Below are 19,283 nucleotides of genomic sequence, written 5' to 3' on the forward strand. Positions count from 1 at the left end.
TCTGGTGGGTCTAGGCGGGCCGCACGTACACGTGCGCGGCTTCGTGGGACAGGAAATGCGCCATCGAGTACGTCCGGTGATAGGCGCCGCAGCGCGCGAACACGGCGATGTCGCCGACCTGCGGCGGCGCGCCCGTATCGTCGCGGCCGATCACGTCCGCGCGGCTGCACGTGCTGCCGGCGTAGATCGTCGGCACGCCGCGCGCGGGCGGTGCAGGCGTGCGGCGCACGAGCGACGGCGCGGCCAGCCGGCGCATCACCGATTCGGTCTGCGCGAGCAGGAACGCATGCGACAGCCCGCCGTCGCAGACGGCGATCGTGCGGTCCGGCCATGTCTTGACCGCGACGACGCGCGTCGCGAACACGCCCGCGTCGGCGAAGATCGCGCGGCCGGATTCGTGCGCGAGCGAGTAGCGGCCGGCCAGCGGGGCGAGCGCGGTCGCATAGCGCTCGAACGCGGCATCGCCCGGGTGATCGTCGGCGAAGCCGCCGCCGAGGCTCAGCGAGCCGAGCGGTGCGCCGTTGGCCGGCGCGAGATCGCGGGCGAGCGCCGCGAGCCGCTCCGGCAGCACGAGCGTGTCGGGCTGCGTCGCGTCCTGGCGGATGAACGAATGCGGGCCGGAGAACACGTGCAGCCCGACGACGGGCAGGCCGGCGGCGGCGAGCGTGCGTACCGCGTCGTGCGCCTCGTTCGGCGTCATCCCGAAGTGGTCGTGCCACAGCGCCCGCGCGTCGTCGCCGGCCAGCGCGCCGGCATTCACGCGCAGCAGTACCGGGCCCGGCGTGCCGCCGCCGGCCGCGGCTTCGCGCGCCAGCGGCACGAAGCGCGCGACCGCGTCCGGGTTGTCGAGCACGAAATGGCAGCGCGACGCGAGCCCGGCACGCATGAACATCTCGTCCATCGACGGGTTGTTCAGGTAGCGCGGCGTCCTGATCCGGCCGATCACCGCGTCGAGTTCGCCGCGGCTCGCGAGTTCGACGCCGTCCTCGTACGCATGGGCACAGCGCGCGAGCATGTCCTGATTCGGGTTCGCCTTCAGCGACACGATCAGCCGCGTGCCGAGCCGCGCCTTCAACGACCGGTAGCGCGCAATCGCGACTTCCGGCTCGTACACGTAGCACGGCGTGCGCAGGTCGGCGATCCACGCGTGGTCGCCGGCGGAGGGAAGCGGGCGTTCAGGCGTCATGGCGGCCCACCGGATGGAGCGTGGCGGCCGCATACGCGCCGCAGTTCGACTGCATCACGCCGAGCACGCGCTGCCCGCGCGCGACCGCGTCGAGCCCGACGTCGGCCAGGTTGATCGGGAAATCCGAGCAGCACGCATGGCCGCGCGCATGGATGTTCTCCGCATACAGTCGCTCGGCCGGCACGCGCATCGCGCGGCACAGCGCGTTCCAGCCCGGCAGGTCGGCGTTGTGCGGCAGCACGAGCTCGTATGCGTCGAGCGCGTGCGGCTCGAGCGCGACCGCCGCGTCGATCGCCTTGCGCGTGTACGGCCACTCCATCATGATCAGGTCGGCCTCGTTCGCGGCGACGGTGTCCGAGCCGCGATGCCATTTCGCGTGCGTCTCGATCGCGATGCCGCCGAGCCGGTTCTTCGTGCTGTTGCGCGCGATCAGCATCGCGGCCGCGCCGTCGCACTGCACGCCCGTCATCTGCCGCATCCGGTAATCTTCGCCGTACACGCGGTCGGACGACACGACGAGCGCCGCGTCGAGTTGCGGATAACGGCGCATCAGCGCGCGAACGGTTTCGATGCCGGCCGCGACCGACACGCAGTTCAGCTGCGCGACCGAGCCGAGCCACAGCGGCTCGATGCCGAGCTGCGCGGCGAGCTCGTGCGGCAGGCTGCGCGGCGCGGGCGGCACGCTGAACTGCTGCGTGTGCACGTGGACGATCGCGCCGATGTCGGACGGATGCACGCGCGCGGTGTCGAGCAGGCGGCCCGCCGCCGCGATCGCGAGATCGGTCTCGCTCGTGTCGAGCGCCATGTGGAAGTAGCGGCTGCCCGACTGCGCGATCGCCGCGGCCCGTTGCGCCGGGTAGTCGCGCTCGGCGGCCCATGCCTCGATGTCGACCGGCGGGCCCGGCAGTTCGTAGGCCACCGCGTCGATGCCGATCCAGAAATCGCGTGATGCCTGGGAGGAGTTCGTCATGGTTCAGTTGAGCGGCATCGCCGCGTAGTCGAGAACATCGAGTTTTTCGAAGGTCGCCTGCACGGTCGGCGTGAGCAGGCCCATCTCGCGGATCGTCGGCACCAGGCGCCGGAAGATCGAGCGGCGGATCGAGCTGGAGACCGGCGACTCGCGCACCATCGCGCTGCATTCGCGCTTCGACAGGCCCATCGGCTCCCAGATGTCGTCCGCGCACAGGTGCTCGTACAGCACGGCCGCGCCTTCGCAGACGAATTCCTCGCGCTCGCGCAGCTCGGTCGAACTCATCTCCGCATACACGCGGCACAGCGTGATCCGGCCGACCGCGAAGTGACGTGCCTCGTCGCGCTGGATCCGCAGGAACAGATCCTTGATGAACGGGTCGGTGCTGTACGCGACGACACTCTGGAAGATCGACAGCGCGATGCCCTCGACGAGCACCTGCATCCCGAGGTTCGTCATGTCGAGCGCGCTGCTCGTGATCGTGTCGTGCAGCAGGCCCTTCAGCGAGCGGCTCATCGGGTAGCTGACGTCGAGTTTCTCGTTGACGAGCTTCGCGTATGCCTCGACGTGGCGCGCTTCGTCCATCATCTGCGCGGCGGCGCACAGGCGTGCGCTCAGCCCATCCTCGGCCGATGCGAGCTTCGATGCGCAGATCAGCGCGGCCTGTTCGCCGTGCAGGATCTGAGACAGCAGCCAGCCCTGCGCGTGATGGCGCACCTCGCGCTTGTCGGCGTCGGACAGCTTGCTCCACAGCTCGGTGCCGTAGATCAGCAGCGTCGGGTCGGGCATGCCGAGCGGATTCGCCGGGTCGAGGTCGTGGCTCCAGTCGACGTCGGTCGCGACGTCCCACTGCGCGGCCTTCGCCTTTTCGTAGAGCCGGTTCAGCGCCTCTTCGCGCAGCGCGTAGTCGTTCGACATCAGGGCGTCGACGGGCATCGACCAGCGGATGTCGGCCGTGTCCTGCATAACGGTGAGCGTGTCAGTCATTTAGGGTCTCCCCGGCCGCGCGGCGGCGCCGGAATGATGGGCGGAATCGGTAAGCGTCGCGGCGGCGGCGCGCGGTGTCGGCGGATGCGGCACGAGGCGGATCGCATACGACGGCCACGGGCCGCGCAGCTGCGCGTCGAACGCATCGGCGAGCCGCGCGGGCCAGATCGCGCAGCACACGCGGTTGTCGCCGGAGAACTCGGCATCGCGCAGGATCCGGTCGCCGATCCACACGACGGGCGCGCCGCGCGCGGCGTCGCGCAGGGCCTCGTCGTACAGGTGCACGCCGAGCAGCACGTGCGGCGCGAGCAGTTCGGCCGGCAGCGCGCCGAAGTACGGCGCGCAGACTTCGATGAACACACGTGCGTCGGGATGCACCGCGTCGCGGATGCGCACGGACACTTCCGCAAGGAATGCGAAATACTGGACGTGGTCGAGGAGCACGCGGCGCTCGCTGCCGGATGCGTCGCCGGCATTGCCGGCGTCGTACGGTTCTCCGGCCGCTTCCGCGAGCGCGGCGCGCGCATAGTCGGCCGGCGTGTCGAGCGGCATCCGGTACGCGCTCGCGGCGACCGCGACGGGCTGCCGCGCATCGCGCTCGATCCGGTAGGTGAAGTGAACGGGCCGCACCATGTCATGCCTCGCTGTCGAGAGAGAACGTCGCGTCCGGCGCGAATGCGACGTCGGCGACCGCGTAATAGCCGTTCAGCGCGAGCGAGCAGACGGCCGCGCGGTGCGGCGTGTCGCCGTCGCGATGCGCGAGCAGCACCGACAGCCACGGATCGCTGCCGAACGCATGGCCGAACAGCCCGTGGCCGTCGGGCAGCAGCGGCGTCTTGCCGACCGACGCGAGCAGCGCGCGGCGCGACGTCGCCGGAAAGAACGGCAGCGCCGCGTGCACGCCGGGGCGGGCCGCGCAGAAGGTGCGGATGTCGCGGCCGAGCCGCACGACCGCGCTGGCCGGCGGCGCGGCGTCCGCGAGCACCGACGGTGCGGCCGGCGACGCTTCGCGGCCGACGTCGATGAGCAGCGTGCACACGCCGAAGCCCGAACGCCCCCACGCGGGGTTGCCGTGCCAGTACGTATAGCCGTGCACGTCGACGTCGACGATCTGCAGCAGCAGCGTGCGCGGCCCGGTTTCGGCCGCGGTGGCGAGCGCGCGGCGCAGCACGTAGCCCCAGCCCGCGCATTCGTACGAGCAGGTCATCCAGTCGGGCGTGTAGTCGTTCGCGCCGGCGAGCGCCTGCGCGAACACGCGATGCTGCGGCGAATCGTTCATCAGCAGCATCGACAGGATCGTCGAGCTGACCACGTAGTCGTCCGCGCCGACCGCGCCGCACAGCCGCTCGCGTTCGGCGCACGCGAGCGCGCCGATCGCGCGGGCCGTGTCGTCGAGCGGCACGGCCGCGCCGTCGCGCGCCGGCGCGACGCGCCGGTACGCGAGCGCCTGCACGGTCAGCGCGATCGCCGGGGCCGCTGGGGCCACCGGGAGCGGCTCGGCGGCAGCGGCCGCCACGGTCGCAAGGGGCGCGAGCATCGTCGTGTCAGGCGGCGTGCTGCTGGCGGCGCAGTTGCGCGTCGAGCTGCTGCAGCGTCGTGTACTGCGTGATGTTCAGCGCTTCCGGGTCGATCGAACCGTAGAGCTGTTCGCAGAACACGATCAGCTCGACGATGTTCAGCGAATCGATGCCGAGTTCGCCGATGCCGGCGTCGGTGTCGACGGTCTCGACATTGAGGATCTTCGCGACTTCGCGGGACAGGATGTCGAGCGCGTCGGCCGGAACGTTCTGGGTCGTCATGAGAGGAGCTCCTGGTAATGAAGTGGGTTGATCGGGATCGATCGGCCTGTCGCGTGGGTCAACTGCCGGCTTCGCAGCGCAGGCTCTTGCGAAGCTCGTGATAACAACGGTACGAACTGCCTTCCATCTTCGAAAACGCCAGCAGGTCGCGCTGGTCGTCGAACGTCGCGACCCGGCCGTCGCGCACGAGCGCCGTCAGGAACTCGTTCGACAGCAGCTTGATCGCGAGCACGCGCTGCACCTTGCCGAAGCTGTAGTGCGCGTCGTCGGTCTGGTTGCGCGCGGCGTCCGCGATGAAGCGGTGGACGGCGCGCGCGTCGGCGTCGAGCTCGACGCGGCCGGTTTGCGCGAGCCATTCGACGTGCGCCATCAGCGCGCGGACGAAGTAGGGGCGCACGACGGTCAGGTACTTGTTGAACACGGTCGGGCCGCCGATCCGCAGGCGATCCTCGGCGCTCACGCGCACCTGGCCGCCGACGTTCGCGAGCTGCAGGTTGCCCGCCAGGAACGGCGCGCCGCAGGTCGTGCGCGCGAGCTTGCGGTATTCGTCGGGCCACACGAGGTACGCGGCCGGGAACATCACGCCCGGCAACCGCGCGGCGACGACCGCCATGCAGTCGCGATGCGCTTCGATGCCCCACACCTTGTCGACGGTGAGCGCAAGGCCGTGATCGTCGCTGCGCACGACCGTGCGCCAGGCGGCGAGGGTCGGGCCGCCGCCGTCGCTCATCAGGAACGCGAAGTTGTGGCCGCTGTCGATGCAGTCGCATGCGCGACGGTTCTGGTCGTCGGAGAAGAACAGCCCGAACATGATGCGGATGAACGCGCGCATGAACGGCTTGAACAGGTGGTGAAACCCTTCGCGTTCGATCTGGCCGAGCAGCGCTTCCGTGAGCGGCGCCTCGTCGTGCCGCAGCGGCGTCGATGCGGACGAATCGGGCAGCACGTCCGGCGTGGCGGCGCGCAGCGCGATCACCATCTCGCTGTCGAGCAGCCGCACGGCGGCCGCCTCGACGAGCCGGGCGGCCGCGCGCGGCGGCGTGCCGATGGTGCCGATCGAGTCGAGGTGGCGCAGCACCGGATACGCGGCCTGGTCGGCCACGCGCAGCAGCAGCGGTGCGGGCAGGTCGACGGACGAAGCGGGGGCGGAAAGCGTGGACATGGGGCGGGGTTCCTGTCAGAAGCGCACGCGCACGGCGGCGTCGATACGGGTGCCGAGACCGACCATCCGGTACTCGGAGTTGCTGTCGGAGAACGCGCGGGTGAGCGCGACATCGACGCTCACGCGCTTGTTCACGTCGGCGACGACCTGGGCGATCGCGAGCAGGCCCTTGTCCTGCGGCGAATAGACGCCGCGCAGCGAATACTCGACGCGGCCGATCTTCTTGCCGAGCCGCGCGAACAGGTAGTCGCGCAGGTTGCCGTCCGCGCTCACGAAATCGGCGGTGCCGCCGAGGCCGGCCAGCGCGGGGCCGGGCGCGACGGGCAGCAGCGCGTTGTTCGCGCGCACCGCGCCGACCATCCGGCGCCACTGGTTCGCGTCGTAACGCGCCTCGTCGTGCGACCACTCGACGATCAGCGACAGGTTGCCGGGCAATGCGCTCTGCATGCCGACCGCGCTGCGCCACATGACCTGGCGGTCGTTGCGGCGATCGACGGCGTCGTAGGCGGCCGGCGAATCGAGCGGCGTGCCGTTCGCGATGAAGGCCGGCAGCGGCCGTGTCGTGCCGCGTTCGAGCCATGCGCTCGCATAGACGGTGTTCGAGCGCGCGACGTCGAACGACAGCGTCGCGCCCGCGCCGCCGCGGCCCGCATGACGTCCGGCGAGCAGCGCGGCCGAGCCGCCCGACCAGTTGTACGCGCCGCGCACGAGCTGCGTCGCGCCCTGCACGTCGCGGTTGTCGACGTCGTTGCGCAGCGTGCGGTTCTCGCCGGCGATGAACTGCAGCGTGGCCTGTTCGCCGGCCCACTTCGCTTCGACGAGCGGCGTGCCTTCGACGTCGCCGTAGCGGTCGTAGATGTCGGCCGTCGCGGCCCGCTTCTGGAAGAAGCCGAGCGGGAAGAACGCCTGCGACGTGTCGAGCGGGTCGATCCGCTTGCCGGCGGTGAGCGTGATGCCGTTGTCGAATGCGTAGCGCACGCCGGCCTCGTTGAAGCGGGTGGCCTGCGCGCCGAGCGAATGGTTGCTCGCGACGGCGCGCGCGTTCAGGAACAGGTTCTCGCCGTCGATGCGCGCGAGCAGGCCCGCTTCCTGCTGGTTGCGCGGCTGGTCGCCGATCAGGCTGCCGAGCAGCGCATGGCCGTCCATGCTGTCGACCGAGCGTGCGTAGGCGATGCCGTTCAGCGTGCTCAACTGTTCCATCAGCGATTCTCCGTGCGCGAGCGTGCAGCCGAGCGCGAGCGGAACGGCGAGGACGACGCCGCGCCGGAGGCGGCCGGACGGGGGGCGAGGGCGGTCACGAAGGGCGTCGGCATGGGCGTCGTGGTCACTGGCCATCGGCAAGCGTGTCGGGGTTGAACCAGCCCGACGGAATCTTGCGCGGCTGGCCGTCGAGGATGTCGACGACGCTCGCGCGCTGCTTCTCGATCTCGTTGCGATAGGTGATCTTGCGGATCACCTTGCGCCCGTTCGCATCGACCGGCGCGGAGAAATCGGCGCTGCGGAACAGCAGGCCGCTCGCGAGGAAGAACTGCGCGCGCACCGGCACGTCGGTGTCGGGCGTGACCCACAGCTTGATCGTCGGGTAGACGTTGTCGGGATCGGTCGCGGTCAGGTCGAGCTCGGTGGCCGGCTTGCCGGCGATCGTCGTCGCGCCGGGCGCGGCCGACGCGCGATAACTGTCCGCCCAGTGCGTGCGCGTGATGTCGCTGATCACGACCTCGCCCTGCAGCCGCTGCATCCCGTTGATGCGTACCGCGCTGCGCGTGTTCGGCACGTAGAACCAGTGGCCGCGCGTCGTCGCGAGATACTTCTGGCCGTCGTTCTCGCCGCTGCGCGTCAGCGCGAGCGTGTCGCCGTTGCCGCGCGTGTAGACGAGATAGCGCGTCGCGTCGCCGGATTGTCCGCCGACCTCGTTCGTGATCTGGATGTTCGTCTGCGTATCGGCGGCCGTGCTGCGGTACGCGTCGGCACGGGCGAGCATGGTCTGGGCCGCCGGTGCGTCGGCTGCGTGGGCGAGCGGCGCGCACGCGACGAGCGCGGCGACCATCAGGCGAATGCGGTTCATGGGGCGAGTCCTTCGAGGATGTTGCGTTTGGCGAGCCCGAGCGTCGCGAGCAGCGCGGCGGCCACGCCGAGCACGACGAACGCGCCTTCGACGGCGGCCATGGCGGCCGGCGAAACCGTGAATTCGAGCAGGATCGGCTTCACGCGGCCGGGCGGCGCGGGCAAGTGGATCTGCGCATGGTTGAGCGCGACCATCGTCAGCAGCGCCGCCGCGATGCCGGCGGCCGCGCCGAGCAGGCCGAGGAACGCGGTCTCCTGGATCAGCACGCCGCGCACCGTCGCGGCCGGCACGCCGAGCGCGCGCAGGGTCGAGATCTCGCGGCGGCGCTCGACGATGCTCATCAGGATCCAGTTGCTCATCGACAGCAGGATCGTCACGCACAGGATCGCGCCGAACACCGAGAACTGGTTCTTGTACAGCGCGACGACCTGGTGATAGAGCGACACGAGCTGGTCCCAGGTCTTCACGTCGAGCGCGGGCAGCGCGGCGCGCAGCGTCGCGGCGGCGGCCGGCGTGCGCGCCGTGTCCGACAGGAACACCGCGATGCGCGATGCGCGGTCGGTGCGCAGCAGTGCCTGCGCGGCCGCGAACGTCACGTTGACGATCCGTTCGTCGACGTCCTTGTTGCCCGTGCTCATCACGCCGACGATCTGCGCGTCGGTCGCGTTGATGCCGCCGTGCGCGGTCGAGGCCATCAGCTGCACGACCGAGCCGACGTGCACGCCGAGCTTGCGCGCGAGTTCGGCGCCGACGACGACTTCGGTGCCGGCATTCGTGGGCGACAGGTAGCGGCCCGACAGCACCGTGTGATAGTCGAAGAAGCCGGGCGGCTCGCGGTTCGGCTCGATGCCTTCGCCGACGAAGCCGTAGCTGAGATCGCCGTTCGAGATCAGCCCGTCGAAGTCGATGCCGCGCGCGGTGGTGGCGACGCCGTGCAGAGCGGCGACGGCGCGCGCGGCGGTTGCCTGCTCGTCGGCGGTCAGCCCGTACTGCAGCGGCCGTTCGCCGATCAGGTCGAGATAACCGTGGTGCAGCACCTGCACGTGGCCGACGCCGCTGTCGATCGAGCCTTCGCGCACCGCGTCGAAGGTCGCGATCACGTAGCCGAGCGCGAGGCTCGACGCGAACGCGGCGACGCCGATCATCGCCATCGTCAGCACGGTGCGGCGCTTGTTGCGCCAGAGGTTACGCCACGCAAACGTCGACCAGTTCACGATTCACTCCCGGTACGCCGTCGCGCATCTCGATGCGGCGCGGCAGGTGCGCGCACAGACGATCGTCGTGCGACGCAATCAGAAAGGCGGTGCCCAGCGTGCGGTTGGTGTCGAGGATCAGCTCGGCCACCGCGCGCGCGTTGGTGCTGTCGAGGCTGGCGGTCGGCTCGTCCGCGATCACGATCGCCGGCTCCTTGGCGAGCGCGCGCGCCAGCGCGACCCGTTGCTGCTCGCCGCCGGACAGCTCGCCGGGGCGGTGGCGTTCGCGCGCGGCGAGCCCCACCGCGTCGAGCATCGCGCGGGCCCGCTCGCGGCGCGTGCGCGGCGTGCCCCACGCGAAGCAGCCGAGCTCGACGTTTTCGAGCGCGGACATCACCGGAATCAGGTTGAACTGCTGGAACACGAAGCCGATGCGCTCGCGGCGGATCCGTTCGAGCGTGTCCGGTGCGTCGTCGATCCGACGGCCTTCGAGCCAGCGTTCGCCGCTGCTCGGCACGTCGAGAAAGCCGGCCAGGTTGAGCAGCGTGCTCTTGCCGCTGCCCGACGGGCCGACGAGCGCGACGACGTCGCGCCGGCCGATCGAGATCGTCGCGTCGCGCACCGCGACGACGCGGCCCGCGCCCTCGTACACGCGCGTGACGTCGCGCAGCTCGAGCACCGGCGTGAGCGGGGCGGCCGTCATGCGTACGCTCCCTGGCCGGCTTCGACCGCCGCCGCCGCGTGGATGACCGGCAGCGCGCCGTTCGCATAGAGGTCGCGGCATTTCAGGCGCTGCAGCTTGCCGCTCGTGGTGCGCGGCAACGAGCCGGGCTCGACGAAGCACAGATCCTGCGCGGCGAAGCCGATGCGCGATGCGAGCAGCTGCTGGCACTCGGCACGCGTCTGCGGTGTCGCGTCGGCGGGCCGCGCCTCGATCGCGACGACCAGCCGCTCGGTGCCCGTCTCGGGGTCGGGCAGCCCGAACGCGATGCACGTGCTCTTGCGCAGCGTGCGATGCGATGCCAGCGCTTCCTCGATGTCGTGCGGGAAGTAGTTGCTGCCGCGGATGATGATGACTTCCTTCTTGCGCCCGAGGATATGGAGCTGGCCGTCCGCGACGTAGCCGATGTCGCCGGTGCGGAACCAGCCGTCGGCCGTCAGCGGCGCGGCGATCGAGCCGTCGTCGGGATTCAGGTAGCCGAGCATCACCGACGTGCCGCGAATCGCGACTTCGCCGACGGCGCGGTTCGCGAGCGCGTGGTCGCCGTCGTCGAGGATGCGGAAGGCCATGCCGTCGATCGGCGTGCCCATCGCGAGCACGGTTTCGGTCTCGGTGTCGGCGCCATCGTTCGCGGCGGCCGGTTGCGCGTCGCGGCGCTCGATCAGCGCGCGCCGGTCGAGCGTGTCGGCGATCACGTACGGTGCGCCGTCCACCGTGCCTTCATGCCACGCACGATGCATCGACACCGCGAGCGTCGATTCGGCCATCCCGTAGCATGGCTGCAGCGCCGATGCCGCGAGGCCGTACGGCGCGAACGTCGCGGCGAAGTCGCGCAGCGTCGTGTCGTCCACGCGTTCGCCGCCGATGAAGATGTTGCGGCATGCGGACAGGTCGACGCCTTCCATCGCGGCGGCATTGAAGCGGCGCACGCAGTAGCGCAGCGCGAAGGTCGGCACCGACGTCGTGGTCGCGCGCGCCGACGCGATGCGTTTCAGCCAGCCGAGCGGATTCCGGATGAAGCTGTTCGGCTGCATCATCAGCAGCGGCGCGCGGTAATGCAGGTTCGACAGCAGCGTGAGCAACCCCATGTCGTGATAGAGCGGCAGCCACGAGGCGGTGCCGTCACCGGCCGCGATGTCGAAGCGGACCGACCCGCCGATGCCGAGCACGTTCGCGATCACGTTCTCATGGCTGAGCACCGCGGCTTTCGGGTGCGACGTCGAGCCCGACGTGAGCTGCACATGGTGCGGGTCGCGGCCGCTTTTCGCGCTGATCAGCGCGCGTGCGCCGGCATCCGCGGCGATCGACAGCGTGTCGAGATCGACCACGCGCGTCGATGCCGCGGGAAACGCGTCGTCGCGCCACGCGGCGGCCTGCGCATCGGCGGCAATGACGAGGCGCGGCCGGTACAGCTCGCACGCGACGTCGATCACTTGCCTGCCGGCGGTGGCGCGACGCGCGGGGACGGGCACGGTGCAGGGCAGCGCGCCCGTCATCACGCAGGCCATCATCGCGACCGCGTGCTCGACCGACGCGGGCAAGGCGAGCATCACCAGGTCGTTCTCGCGCACGTCGAGTTCACGCAGCGCGCCGGCCTGGTGAAACACTGCTTCCGCGAAGCGCCGGTACGTGATGCCTGCCTCGTTGCCGGCCTCGTCGACGAACGTCATGCGATGCGTGGCGCCCGCGACGTCCTCGAGCGATTCGATCAGGCGATGAATGGTGGATGCGCACTTCGTCACGAGAATCTCCCGTTGAGGAACACGGCCGCTCGTGCCACGGTGCCGGCGGCGCCGTTCGTCGAGTGAGGGGGATTCTTGCCGGATCGACATGACGCGACAAACGGAATATTTGCAGGCTATGCATGAGCGGCACGCATCCACTCGGGTCTGCCCCGCACGGATGCATGTGAAGCCGCGCCAGGTGAATGACCGGTACGCATTCGACCGGTCGTCTAGTTCACGATGTGGTGCGCTCATGCGCGGGCGTCATGCAATGCGTTCGGAAAATTCGCTTGTCCGAAGCATCGACTCACAGAAGAATTGCAACCCGGCAGCGCGCCAGCGTCGCCGTGTCATGGCGCCGGGCAGGGTCCGGCTCAAGGAGAGCGTCTTGTCCGTCACCTCATCGCTTGTCGCCCGTCAGAAACCGGTTGCAGACATGAAGAGCCGCCCGAGCGGCGTCGTCTTCTCGCTGAAGCTCGCGGTATACGTCGCGCTCATTGCGCACGGCATGCTGTTCGCGCTGTCGACGTATGTGGTCCTGAAGATCGTCGGGATCCTGCTGATCGGCGCGATGTACGCACACGGCGTCGAGCTGCAGCACCAGGCGCTGCACTACCAGGGGTTCCGGAGCAAGCGGCTCAACATGGTGTTCGGCGTGCTGCTCGGCATGCCGATGCTGGTGTCGTTCCACGCGTACCAGGACAGCCACCTGCGTCATCACCGGCTGCTCGGCACGCCGGAGAACAAGGAGTTCTTCGACTACGGCGACCAGTACGGCGCGAGCCCCGTCGTCAATCTCGGGCTGTGGGCGTGGCGGCTGTCGATGGCCGCGCACTATATCCAGTTCGCGAAGAACGTCGCGAAGCTCGTCGTGCCGGGAGCGCGCTTCGGCGACAACCCGCTCGTGTCGCGCGCGATCCGCCGCGATCACCTGCTGATGGTCGCCGTGATCGCGCTGCTGGCCGGCGTGTCGGTCGCGCTGCATACGTGGTTTGCCGTGTGGGTGTGGGTCGTGCCGCTGGTGTTCGTCGCCGCGCCCGTGCATGCGCTGGTCGAGATGCCCGAGCACTACCGCTGCGACCTGACGAGCACCGATCCGTTCCGCAACACGCGGACGATCGAGAGCAACGCGTTCATGACGTGGTTCACGAACGGCAACAACTATCACGTCGAGCATCACATGATGCCGAACCTGCCGATCGAGCGGCTGCACGATCTGCATGGCGCGATCGGGCCGCGCATCCGCTATTACCACCGCACGTACCGGCAGTTCTATTACGCGCTGCTGCGCGGCAGGCTGTCGCCGCGCACGGTGGACGACGATGCGGACGAGCGTGCGCCCGATGCCGAAGCGGCGGCGCCGGCGTCCACGCAATCGGCATGACCGCGACGGGGCCGGCCGCCCGCGTGCGTGCCGTGCCGGAACGTTGTTCAACGACGGTGACGACGATGCTCTATCCGGAATTATTCAGGTCGCTGGAAGCGGTACGCTGGAACATGGAGAAGGACATTCCGTGGGACAAGTTCGACGCTTCGCTGCTCACCGACGAGCAGGCCGAGACGATCAGGATGAACGCGATCACCGAATGGTCGGCGCTGCCCGCGACGGAAATGTTCCTGCGCGACAACCAGCACGACAGCGACTTTTCCGCGTTCATGAGCGTGTGGTTCTTCGAGGAGCAGAAGCATTCGCTCGTGCTGATGGAATACCTGCGCCGCTTCCGGCCGGAGAGGGTGCCGACCGAAGAGGAACTGCACGCGGTGCGCTTCGAATTCGACCCGGCACCGCCGCTCGAGACGCTGATGCTGCACTTCTGCGGCGAGATCCGCCTGAACCACTGGTACCGCTGCGCGGCCGACTGGCACACCGAGCCGGTCATCAAGCAGATCTACGAGACGATTTCGCGCGATGAAGCGCGCCATGGCGGCGCCTACCTGCGCTACATGAAGAAGGCGCTGAACAACTGCGGTGACGTCGCGCGCGCGGCGTTCGCGAAGATCGGCGTGCTGATGGCGTCGGCGCGCCGCACCGAGAAGCCGCTGCACCCGACCAACCTGCACGTGAACCAGGCGCTGTTCCCGCGCGATACCGTGCAGTCGCGCCTGCCCGATCCGGAATGGCTCGAGCGCTGGCTCGACGAGCAGATCCGGTTCGACGGCGAGTGGGAAAAGAAGGTCGTCGAGCGGATCCTGCACAACCTGTCGATCCTGTTCGAGCGCACGTTCACGACCGCGCAGGAGCTGAACCGCTATCGCCGCGAAGTGACCGCGCGGACGAACCGTGTGGCGGATGGCATGGTGGACGCCATATAGCGGATGCGTGTTCCGCCCGGCATGGGCGGAACCGATTCCGGCCGGCAAGATGACGTGGTGAGCACGGCGTGCCGTATCCGGCCGGCGGGATATTCATTTCCGGACACAATTGGTTCATCAATTTCCTGTTATTGCATGGTTCAATCCAATTTCATGCGTTTAGTATATTTTTATAAACATGAAATTCCGGATTTAAATGGTATTCCGCGTGTATGTTGAGGTGTGTTTTCTTTCCGTAATGCGGCAAATTAATAAATATGTCGGGCGGTTGAAATTGTATTGTAGGCGCGGGCGCGTGATTCCGTTGCGACGTCGGGATGCCCGTCATTGCATCGTTTTTTGCCCGCAATGCGCTGTTTTTGCGGGTATTTTCAGGCCGTTCCAGGCATCATTCCACCCGAATATTTATTTACAAAATCACTACTTCATAATTTTAATGTAAGAATTTCCGTGGTGGCTAAAATCGATAGATAAATACAAGTGTCACGATTGAAAATAAGAATGATCCGCATCCATCCTTCAATATAAAATCGCTTCAGAATCCAAATAGGAGAAACGATTCAGGGGAACGAAAGGCGACTTGCCTGTCGATGGGTGCAACTTTGAGGCGGCGGTATGGCTAATGTGAGATTGGCAAAACGATTGAGAAGTATGCCTTCGCTGGATTTCCTGAGAGGCTTCGAATGCGCGGCGCGTCATTTGAGCTTTACACGCGCCGGGCAGGAACTGAACGTCACGCAATCTGCCGTGAGTCGGCAGGTCAAGGCACTCGAGGAGCAACTCCGGATCGAGCTCTTTCACCGGCACATTCGATCCCTGACGCTGACCGACAAGGGACGGGAGCTGTACGACGCGATCTCGTTCGCGTTGTCCGACCTGGAATCGGTGATCGGCAAGCTGTCGTCGAGCGTGGGACAGCGCGCGATCTCGTTGTCGACGACCGTATCGTTCGCGGCGCTGTGGCTGATTCCGCGCCTCGGTTCGTTCCGCGCAAGCTACCCCGACATCGACGTGCGCGTATCGGCAACGAGCGAAATTGAAGATCTTAAACGCAAACGTTTGCACCTGGCCGTACGATATGCGGGGCCGTATACGTCGACGGACGATACGGACGTGCTGTTTCGCGAGCGCGTCGTGGCGGTCTGCAGCCCGAGCCTGATGGCGACGGCGGGCGATGCGGCGTCGATGAAGCCGGAGGACCTTGAAAAGCACGTGCTGCTGCATCTCGACGATCCGCGCTGCGAATGGCCGTGGCACGGGTGGAGCCATCTGCTGAAGGAACTCGGTGTGCCGCGCCTGCGGCCCGCCGGCGCGCTGCATTTCAGCCAGTATGACCAGCTGGTGCAGGCGGCGGTCGACGGGCACGGCATCGCGATCGGGCGGCGGCCGCTGGTCGACGGGCTGCTGAAGCAGGGCCGGCTCGTCGAGCTGTTCGCGCACTGCACGGTCGCATCGGGCAGTTACGTGCTGGTGCAGAACCCGGATGCGTGCAACGAGTTCGACATCGCGGTGCTGACCAACTGGCTGCTCGAACAGGCGCGCCATCCGCTCGCGTCGGGCCAGGAAGCGGCCGGCAGCAACGTGCTGCCGATGTATCGCGTCGGATAGGACGGCAGGCGGCGTGCCGTCGCGCGCGACACCGGTGCGATCGACGCGCGATGCGGTGACGAGCGGCGTCGTGCCGCCGAACAGCGACCCCGCACGTTGAAGCCGATCGCGAGCCTGTGCGTGCTTGCCATACGGGGGACAACGGGCGGTCGCGGCAGCCCGTGGTACCTGGTGAAATCGATCGTACCGATCGCCGCACGTCCGGCGACGTTCACGATCACGTCGTTGCCTTCCGTCGCGATCCGCCCGTCGTTAAAAAACGGTCGCGCAGCGCGCGCGGCATCGACGAAAAAAAGCGCGCGGCCGCGAGGCACGCGCGCAAACTCGGAGATCGTTCGCCGGTGGCGAGTCAGTTGCCGTTCGACGCGACGGTGTTGGCTGCGCCCGTGCAATCCTTCTGATACTCGTTCATCAGACGCGCCTGCGCCGAATCGATATCGTCCGGATAGCTGCTCTCGTCGCCCGACGACGGGTTGTAGCCGACGGATTCCAGTTCGTTCAGCTCGTTGATCAATTGCTGATGGGAGACCGGGCCGTGCGTATGCACGAACGGATAGTCGTGGCATTGCGCCGGCGTGAGCGTCGGTGCGGCATGCGCGGCGAAGCTCATCGCGAGCAGCGCGGAACAGGCGAGGTAACGGGCGGGATGTTTCATCTTCGACTCCTGGGAAGCGTTGGGAACCGGCCGTACGGTGGATTGCCAGCGTCGACCTCACGACACAGGTTAGGTACCGCGGACTATCGAAACGGCCGCGCGAAGATGAAACTAGTTTTATCCGGACCGACCGCGCGCGGAAGCGAACGTCGTCGTACGCATCGAACCTTAAAGAAACCTTCATGCACGCGCGACCGAACGGTTAGCCGTGCGGGCGTATCGTCGAACCCGTGATCAATCGACGCTGCGCATGGCGCGGCCTGCATCGGGGTAATGCAATGAAAGAGACCGTCAGGATGGCCGCGCTCGTCGCGCTGATATGCGCACCGCTGCTGGCGTTCGCGAAGGTGCAGGGAACGGGGCTCGCGATTGCCGACGTGACGCTCGCACACGAGAAGGCCGAGCGCATGCAGCGTGTGGAGGACGCGGCACATCGCGTCGCTTCGCATCGCGTCGACCAACCCGGCGTGGAGCCGCACCGAAGCTGATGCGCGATTCTTTACCGATACCTTTCTAAGCGATCGGTCGCGACCGTCCGTGCGCGACAGCGAAGGGCCGTGCGGCATCCTGTCGCAACAACGCGCGCCGGTAACGCCGGCGGGCGTTGCCGCCGTAGATGAAACTTTCTTCATGAAGTCGACGCGCACGATTTACACGCGCGCGTGTAGTCTCCATCCGAACGCGCTCGCCCTTCGGGTGTCGAAGCGCGTGCGTCCCTTCGCTGAAGACGAGAATCGTAAATGGCATCATCAGTTTCCCCCGGTAACACGCCGGCCCTGCCCGACAGGCTGGCCAGGAGCGGTACGGCCATGGCGCACGTACTGACGATCGAAGACGACGAAATCACCGCAAACGAAATAGTCAGGGAGCTGCAAGGGCGCGGCTTCACGGTCGAATGGGTGGCGAACGGCCGCGACGGCATGGCCCGCGCGCTCGGCAACGAGTTCGACGTGATCACGCTCGACCGCATGCTGCCGGTCGTCGACGGCCTCACGATCCTGACCACGATGCGCAGCGTCGGCGTGCGCACCCCGGTGCTGATGCTGAGCGCGCTCGGCGATGTCGACGAACGCGTGCGCGGCCTGCGTGCGGGCGGCGACGACTACCTGACCAAACCGTTCGATCCCGAGGAAATGGCGGCGCGCCTGGAGGTCCTGCTGCGCCGGAGCCAGACCGCGCCGGCGCCGTTCGCCACGACGCTGACCGTCGGCCCGCTCAGGCTCGACCTGATCTCGCGCAAGGTGTTTCGCGACGGCGATGAAATCGCGCTGCTGCCGACCGAATACCGCGTGCTCGAATACATGATGCGCAATGCCGGCCAGACCATCACGCGCACGATGCTGTTCGAGGCCGTATGGGGCTATCACTTCGATCCCGGCACCAACCTGATCGAAGTGCACATGGGCCGGTTGCGCAAGAAGATCGATCCGCCCGATGCGAAGCAGATGATCCAGACGGTACGCGGCGCGGGCTACATCCTTGGCTGAGTTCGCGACCTTGACGTCCTCGACGGATCATGTCCCGCCGGCGCCGAAGCGTCGCTGGTATTCCAGCACGTTCCGGCTCGTGTCGGTCTATGCGGTGACGTTTTCCATTTCGGTGATGCTGCTGCTCGGCTTCATCGCATCGATCATCACGCACGACATGGAGCGCGAAACCGACGTGGTGATCGACTGGCAGATGATCTACTTCGATTCGCTCCAGGACAACCAGCTTGCCGCGGCCATCCAGCACCGGATCGAACACGAGCGGATGCACACCAACTACTACGGACTTTTCACGGCCGACGGCAGGCATGTCGCCGGCGACGTGCTGGCGATGCCCGACGGCATCCGGCCGGATCGCAACGGCGTGACGCTCGACCACACGATGACGATCGCAGGCGACCAGGTGCCGCCGGTCGTCCGCACGATGGCGGAGCGGCGCGCCAACGGCGACGTGCTGGTGCTCGGGCGCGACCTGACGCACATCCTGCGGATTCGCGCGGCGATCATCCAGGCGCTGGTCGGCGGCGGCCTGTTCTGCCTGGGCGCGGGCGTCGTCGGCGGCCTGATTCTCAGCGTGCGGCAGATGCGGCGCCTGAAGGAAGTCCGGCGCATCACGCAGCGCATCGCGCAGGGCGACCTCGGGCAGCGGCTGCCGATCGGCGGGCACGACGAGATCGACCTGCTGTCGCATCTGGTCAATCACATGCTCGAGGAAGTCGAGCGCCTGATGAACGAGGTGAAGGGCGTCTGCGACGGCATCGCGCACGACCTGCGTACGCCGCTCGCGCACGTGCATACGCTGCTTGCGCATGCGGCGGAGCGCGCGGACGGGCTCGACGATGCCGCGCTGGCGACGCTCGTCGCCCGCGCACGCAACGAGACCGACGTGCTGCTCAGCCGGTTTCGCGCGATGCTGCGCATCGCCGAAATCGGGTCGCTGCAGCGGCGCGGCGGGTTCGCCGAGCTCGCGCTGGAAGATCTCGTCACGGACGTCGGGCAACTGTTCGAGCCGCTCGCCGACAGCCGTGCCATCCATTTCGTCGTGCTGGTCGAACCGGTCGCGCGGATTCACGGCGATCGCGCGCTGCTGTTCGAGGCGCTCACGAACCTGCTCGACAACGCGCTCAAGTACACGACCTCGGGCGACACCGTGCGCCTCGAACTTCACGATACGCCGTCCGGTCCGCGCATCGACGTGGTCGACAACGGCCCGGGTATCGCGCCGAACGAGCGCGAGGCCGTGCTGCAGCATCGTTACCGCAGCCGTCGCACCGGGCACCTCGCCGGGGCGGGGCTCGGCCTGAGCATCGTGTCGACGGTCGTCAACGTGCACGATTTCACGCTGCGCATCGGCAATGCCGAGCCGGGCACGCGCGTGACGATCGAATGCTGGCCGAGGTCGCTCGGATGACG

19 protein-coding genes are annotated in these 19,283 nt (G+C 67.8%); 6 read left to right on the forward strand and 13 right to left on the reverse strand.

The features are described 5' to 3' along the window. Nucleotides 1-10: 10 nt before the first annotated feature. The 12 genes from AB3K92_RS01235 to AB3K92_RS01290 are packed head-to-tail and all read right to left on the reverse strand — an operon-like array spanning nucleotide 11 to nucleotide 11,825. On the reverse strand, nucleotides 11-1,186 hold the full coding sequence (locus AB3K92_RS01235; protein WP_301853950.1) for a PLP-dependent decarboxylase: 1,176 nt from the start codon (nucleotides 1,184-1,186) through the stop codon (nucleotides 11-13). After that, on the reverse strand, nucleotides 1,176-2,156 hold the full coding sequence (locus tag AB3K92_RS01240) for a ketoacyl-ACP synthase III family protein (RefSeq protein WP_060089119.1): 981 nt from the start codon (nucleotides 2,154-2,156) through the stop codon (nucleotides 1,176-1,178). Before AB3K92_RS01240 ends, AB3K92_RS01235 begins: the two co-directional genes overlap by 11 nt. Nucleotides 2,157-2,159: 3 nt before the next feature. Beyond that, nucleotides 2,160-3,143, reverse strand: coding sequence for a ferritin-like domain-containing protein (locus tag AB3K92_RS01245; RefSeq protein WP_021164011.1), 984 nt, complete (start codon nucleotides 3,141-3,143; stop codon nucleotides 2,160-2,162). Further along, a complete protein-coding gene (locus tag AB3K92_RS01250) occupies nucleotides 3,144-3,776 on the reverse strand; it encodes a hypothetical protein (RefSeq protein WP_301853956.1) in 633 nt (210 codons plus the stop codon). A 1-nt stretch (nucleotide 3,777) separates the two neighbouring features. Continuing rightward, the gene (locus AB3K92_RS01255; RefSeq protein WP_301853958.1) at nucleotides 3,778-4,680 is read right to left on the reverse strand and encodes a hypothetical protein; all 903 of its coding nucleotides are present in this window, start codon (nucleotides 4,678-4,680) and stop codon (nucleotides 3,778-3,780) included. Between the two features lie 7 nt (nucleotides 4,681-4,687). Beyond that, nucleotides 4,688-4,942: an acyl carrier protein gene (locus tag AB3K92_RS01260; protein ID WP_011350104.1), complete on the reverse strand. Its 255-nt coding sequence runs from the start codon at nucleotides 4,940-4,942 to the stop codon at nucleotides 4,688-4,690. A 58-nt stretch (nucleotides 4,943-5,000) separates the two neighbouring features. Further along, the gene (locus AB3K92_RS01265; RefSeq protein ID WP_257251203.1) at nucleotides 5,001-6,104 is read right to left on the reverse strand and encodes a hypothetical protein; all 1,104 of its coding nucleotides are present in this window, start codon (nucleotides 6,102-6,104) and stop codon (nucleotides 5,001-5,003) included. A gap of 15 nt (nucleotides 6,105-6,119) precedes the next feature. Continuing rightward, nucleotides 6,120-7,439 (reverse strand): hypothetical protein, encoded by a 1,320-nt coding sequence (locus AB3K92_RS01270; protein WP_301853959.1) that lies wholly within the window; start codon nucleotides 7,437-7,439, stop codon nucleotides 6,120-6,122. Beyond that, nucleotides 7,429-8,169 (reverse strand): outer membrane lipoprotein-sorting protein, encoded by a 741-nt coding sequence (locus AB3K92_RS01275; RefSeq protein ID WP_021161211.1) that lies wholly within the window; start codon nucleotides 8,167-8,169, stop codon nucleotides 7,429-7,431. Before AB3K92_RS01275 ends, AB3K92_RS01270 begins: the two co-directional genes overlap by 11 nt. Beyond that, nucleotides 8,166-9,383, reverse strand: a complete 1,218-nt coding sequence (locus AB3K92_RS01280; protein WP_301853960.1) for an ABC transporter permease — start codon at nucleotides 9,381-9,383, stop codon at nucleotides 8,166-8,168. Before AB3K92_RS01280 ends, AB3K92_RS01275 begins: the two co-directional genes overlap by 4 nt. Continuing rightward, nucleotides 9,355-10,065, reverse strand: coding sequence for an ABC transporter ATP-binding protein (locus AB3K92_RS01285; RefSeq protein ID WP_059495768.1), 711 nt, complete (start codon nucleotides 10,063-10,065; stop codon nucleotides 9,355-9,357). The genes AB3K92_RS01280 and AB3K92_RS01285 overlap by 29 nt, the downstream gene beginning before the upstream one ends. Next, nucleotides 10,062-11,825: a fatty acyl-AMP ligase gene (locus tag AB3K92_RS01290; protein ID WP_059816405.1), complete on the reverse strand. Its 1,764-nt coding sequence runs from the start codon at nucleotides 11,823-11,825 to the stop codon at nucleotides 10,062-10,064. The genes AB3K92_RS01285 and AB3K92_RS01290 overlap by 4 nt, the downstream gene beginning before the upstream one ends. 418 nt (nucleotides 11,826-12,243) lie before the next feature. On the opposite strand from AB3K92_RS01290, the gene AB3K92_RS01295 reads away from it, so the two are divergent. From AB3K92_RS01295 to AB3K92_RS01305, 3 genes are all read left to right on the forward strand, one after another. Further along, nucleotides 12,244-13,191: a fatty acid desaturase gene (locus AB3K92_RS01295; protein ID WP_366920049.1), complete on the forward strand. Its 948-nt coding sequence runs from the start codon at nucleotides 12,244-12,246 to the stop codon at nucleotides 13,189-13,191. A gap of 56 nt (nucleotides 13,192-13,247) precedes the next feature. After that, nucleotides 13,248-14,120: a ferritin-like domain-containing protein gene (locus AB3K92_RS01300; RefSeq protein ID WP_318828938.1), complete on the forward strand. Its 873-nt coding sequence runs from the start codon at nucleotides 13,248-13,250 to the stop codon at nucleotides 14,118-14,120. Between the two features lie 615 nt (nucleotides 14,121-14,735). Next, a complete protein-coding gene (locus AB3K92_RS01305) occupies nucleotides 14,736-15,728 on the forward strand; it encodes a LysR substrate-binding domain-containing protein (RefSeq protein WP_048027489.1) in 993 nt (330 codons plus the stop codon). 349 nt (nucleotides 15,729-16,077) lie between these two features. On the opposite strand, the gene AB3K92_RS01310 is transcribed toward AB3K92_RS01305, so the two are convergent. Then, nucleotides 16,078-16,383, reverse strand: a complete 306-nt coding sequence (locus AB3K92_RS01310) for a DUF4148 domain-containing protein (protein WP_059587291.1) — start codon at nucleotides 16,381-16,383, stop codon at nucleotides 16,078-16,080. A 278-nt stretch (nucleotides 16,384-16,661) separates the two neighbouring features. Between AB3K92_RS01310 and AB3K92_RS01315 the strand changes: the two genes are divergently transcribed. The 3 genes from AB3K92_RS01315 (at nucleotide 16,662) to AB3K92_RS01325 (ending at nucleotide 19,281) form a co-directional block, all read left to right on the forward strand. Beyond that, entirely contained in the window at nucleotides 16,662-16,871 is a 210-nt protein-coding gene (locus AB3K92_RS01315; protein WP_301853509.1) for a hypothetical protein, read from the forward strand. A 321-nt stretch (nucleotides 16,872-17,192) separates the two neighbouring features. Next, nucleotides 17,193-17,870, forward strand: coding sequence for a response regulator transcription factor (locus AB3K92_RS01320; RefSeq protein WP_021160456.1), 678 nt, complete (start codon nucleotides 17,193-17,195; stop codon nucleotides 17,868-17,870). A gap of 79 nt (nucleotides 17,871-17,949) precedes the next feature. Further along, nucleotides 17,950-19,281: a HAMP domain-containing sensor histidine kinase gene (locus AB3K92_RS01325; RefSeq protein ID WP_230945805.1), complete on the forward strand. Its 1,332-nt coding sequence runs from the start codon at nucleotides 17,950-17,952 to the stop codon at nucleotides 19,279-19,281. Nucleotides 19,282-19,283: the final 2 nt, after the last annotated feature.

Source organism: Burkholderia sp. Bmkn7 (genome assembly GCF_041103175.1).
Lineage (GTDB): Bacteria > Pseudomonadota > Gammaproteobacteria > Burkholderiales > Burkholderiaceae > Burkholderia > Burkholderia cepacia.

Coding starts and splice junctions, on each gene's coding strand:
- AB3K92_RS01260 (WP_011350104.1), bottom strand. CDS start 4,942: ATGACGACCCAGAACGTTCCGGCCGACGCGCTCGACATCCTGTCCCGC.
- AB3K92_RS01295 (WP_366920049.1), top strand. CDS start 12,244: ATGAAGAGCCGCCCGAGCGGCGTCGTCTTCTCGCTGAAGCTCGCGGTA.
- AB3K92_RS01265 (WP_257251203.1), bottom strand. CDS start 6,104: ATGTCCACGCTTTCCGCCCCCGCTTCGTCCGTCGACCTGCCCGCACCG.
- AB3K92_RS01255 (WP_301853958.1), bottom strand. CDS start 4,680: ATGCTCGCGCCCCTTGCGACCGTGGCGGCCGCTGCCGCCGAGCCGCTC.
- AB3K92_RS01320 (WP_021160456.1), top strand. CDS start 17,193: ATGGCGCACGTACTGACGATCGAAGACGACGAAATCACCGCAAACGAA.
- AB3K92_RS01240 (WP_060089119.1), bottom strand. CDS start 2,156: ATGACGAACTCCTCCCAGGCATCACGCGATTTCTGGATCGGCATCGAC.
- AB3K92_RS01235 (WP_301853950.1), bottom strand. CDS start 1,186: ATGACGCCTGAACGCCCGCTTCCCTCCGCCGGCGACCACGCGTGGATC.
- AB3K92_RS01305 (WP_048027489.1), top strand. CDS start 14,736: ATGGCTAATGTGAGATTGGCAAAACGATTGAGAAGTATGCCTTCGCTG.
- AB3K92_RS01245 (WP_021164011.1), bottom strand. CDS start 3,143: ATGACTGACACGCTCACCGTTATGCAGGACACGGCCGACATCCGCTGG.
- AB3K92_RS01315 (WP_301853509.1), top strand. CDS start 16,662: ATGAAAGAGACCGTCAGGATGGCCGCGCTCGTCGCGCTGATATGCGCA.
- AB3K92_RS01275 (WP_021161211.1), bottom strand. CDS start 8,169: ATGAACCGCATTCGCCTGATGGTCGCCGCGCTCGTCGCGTGCGCGCCG.
- AB3K92_RS01310 (WP_059587291.1), bottom strand. CDS start 16,383: ATGAAACATCCCGCCCGTTACCTCGCCTGTTCCGCGCTGCTCGCGATG.
- AB3K92_RS01250 (WP_301853956.1), bottom strand. CDS start 3,776: ATGGTGCGGCCCGTTCACTTCACCTACCGGATCGAGCGCGATGCGCGG.
- AB3K92_RS01270 (WP_301853959.1), bottom strand. CDS start 7,439: ATGGCCAGTGACCACGACGCCCATGCCGACGCCCTTCGTGACCGCCCT.
- AB3K92_RS01285 (WP_059495768.1), bottom strand. CDS start 10,065: ATGACGGCCGCCCCGCTCACGCCGGTGCTCGAGCTGCGCGACGTCACG.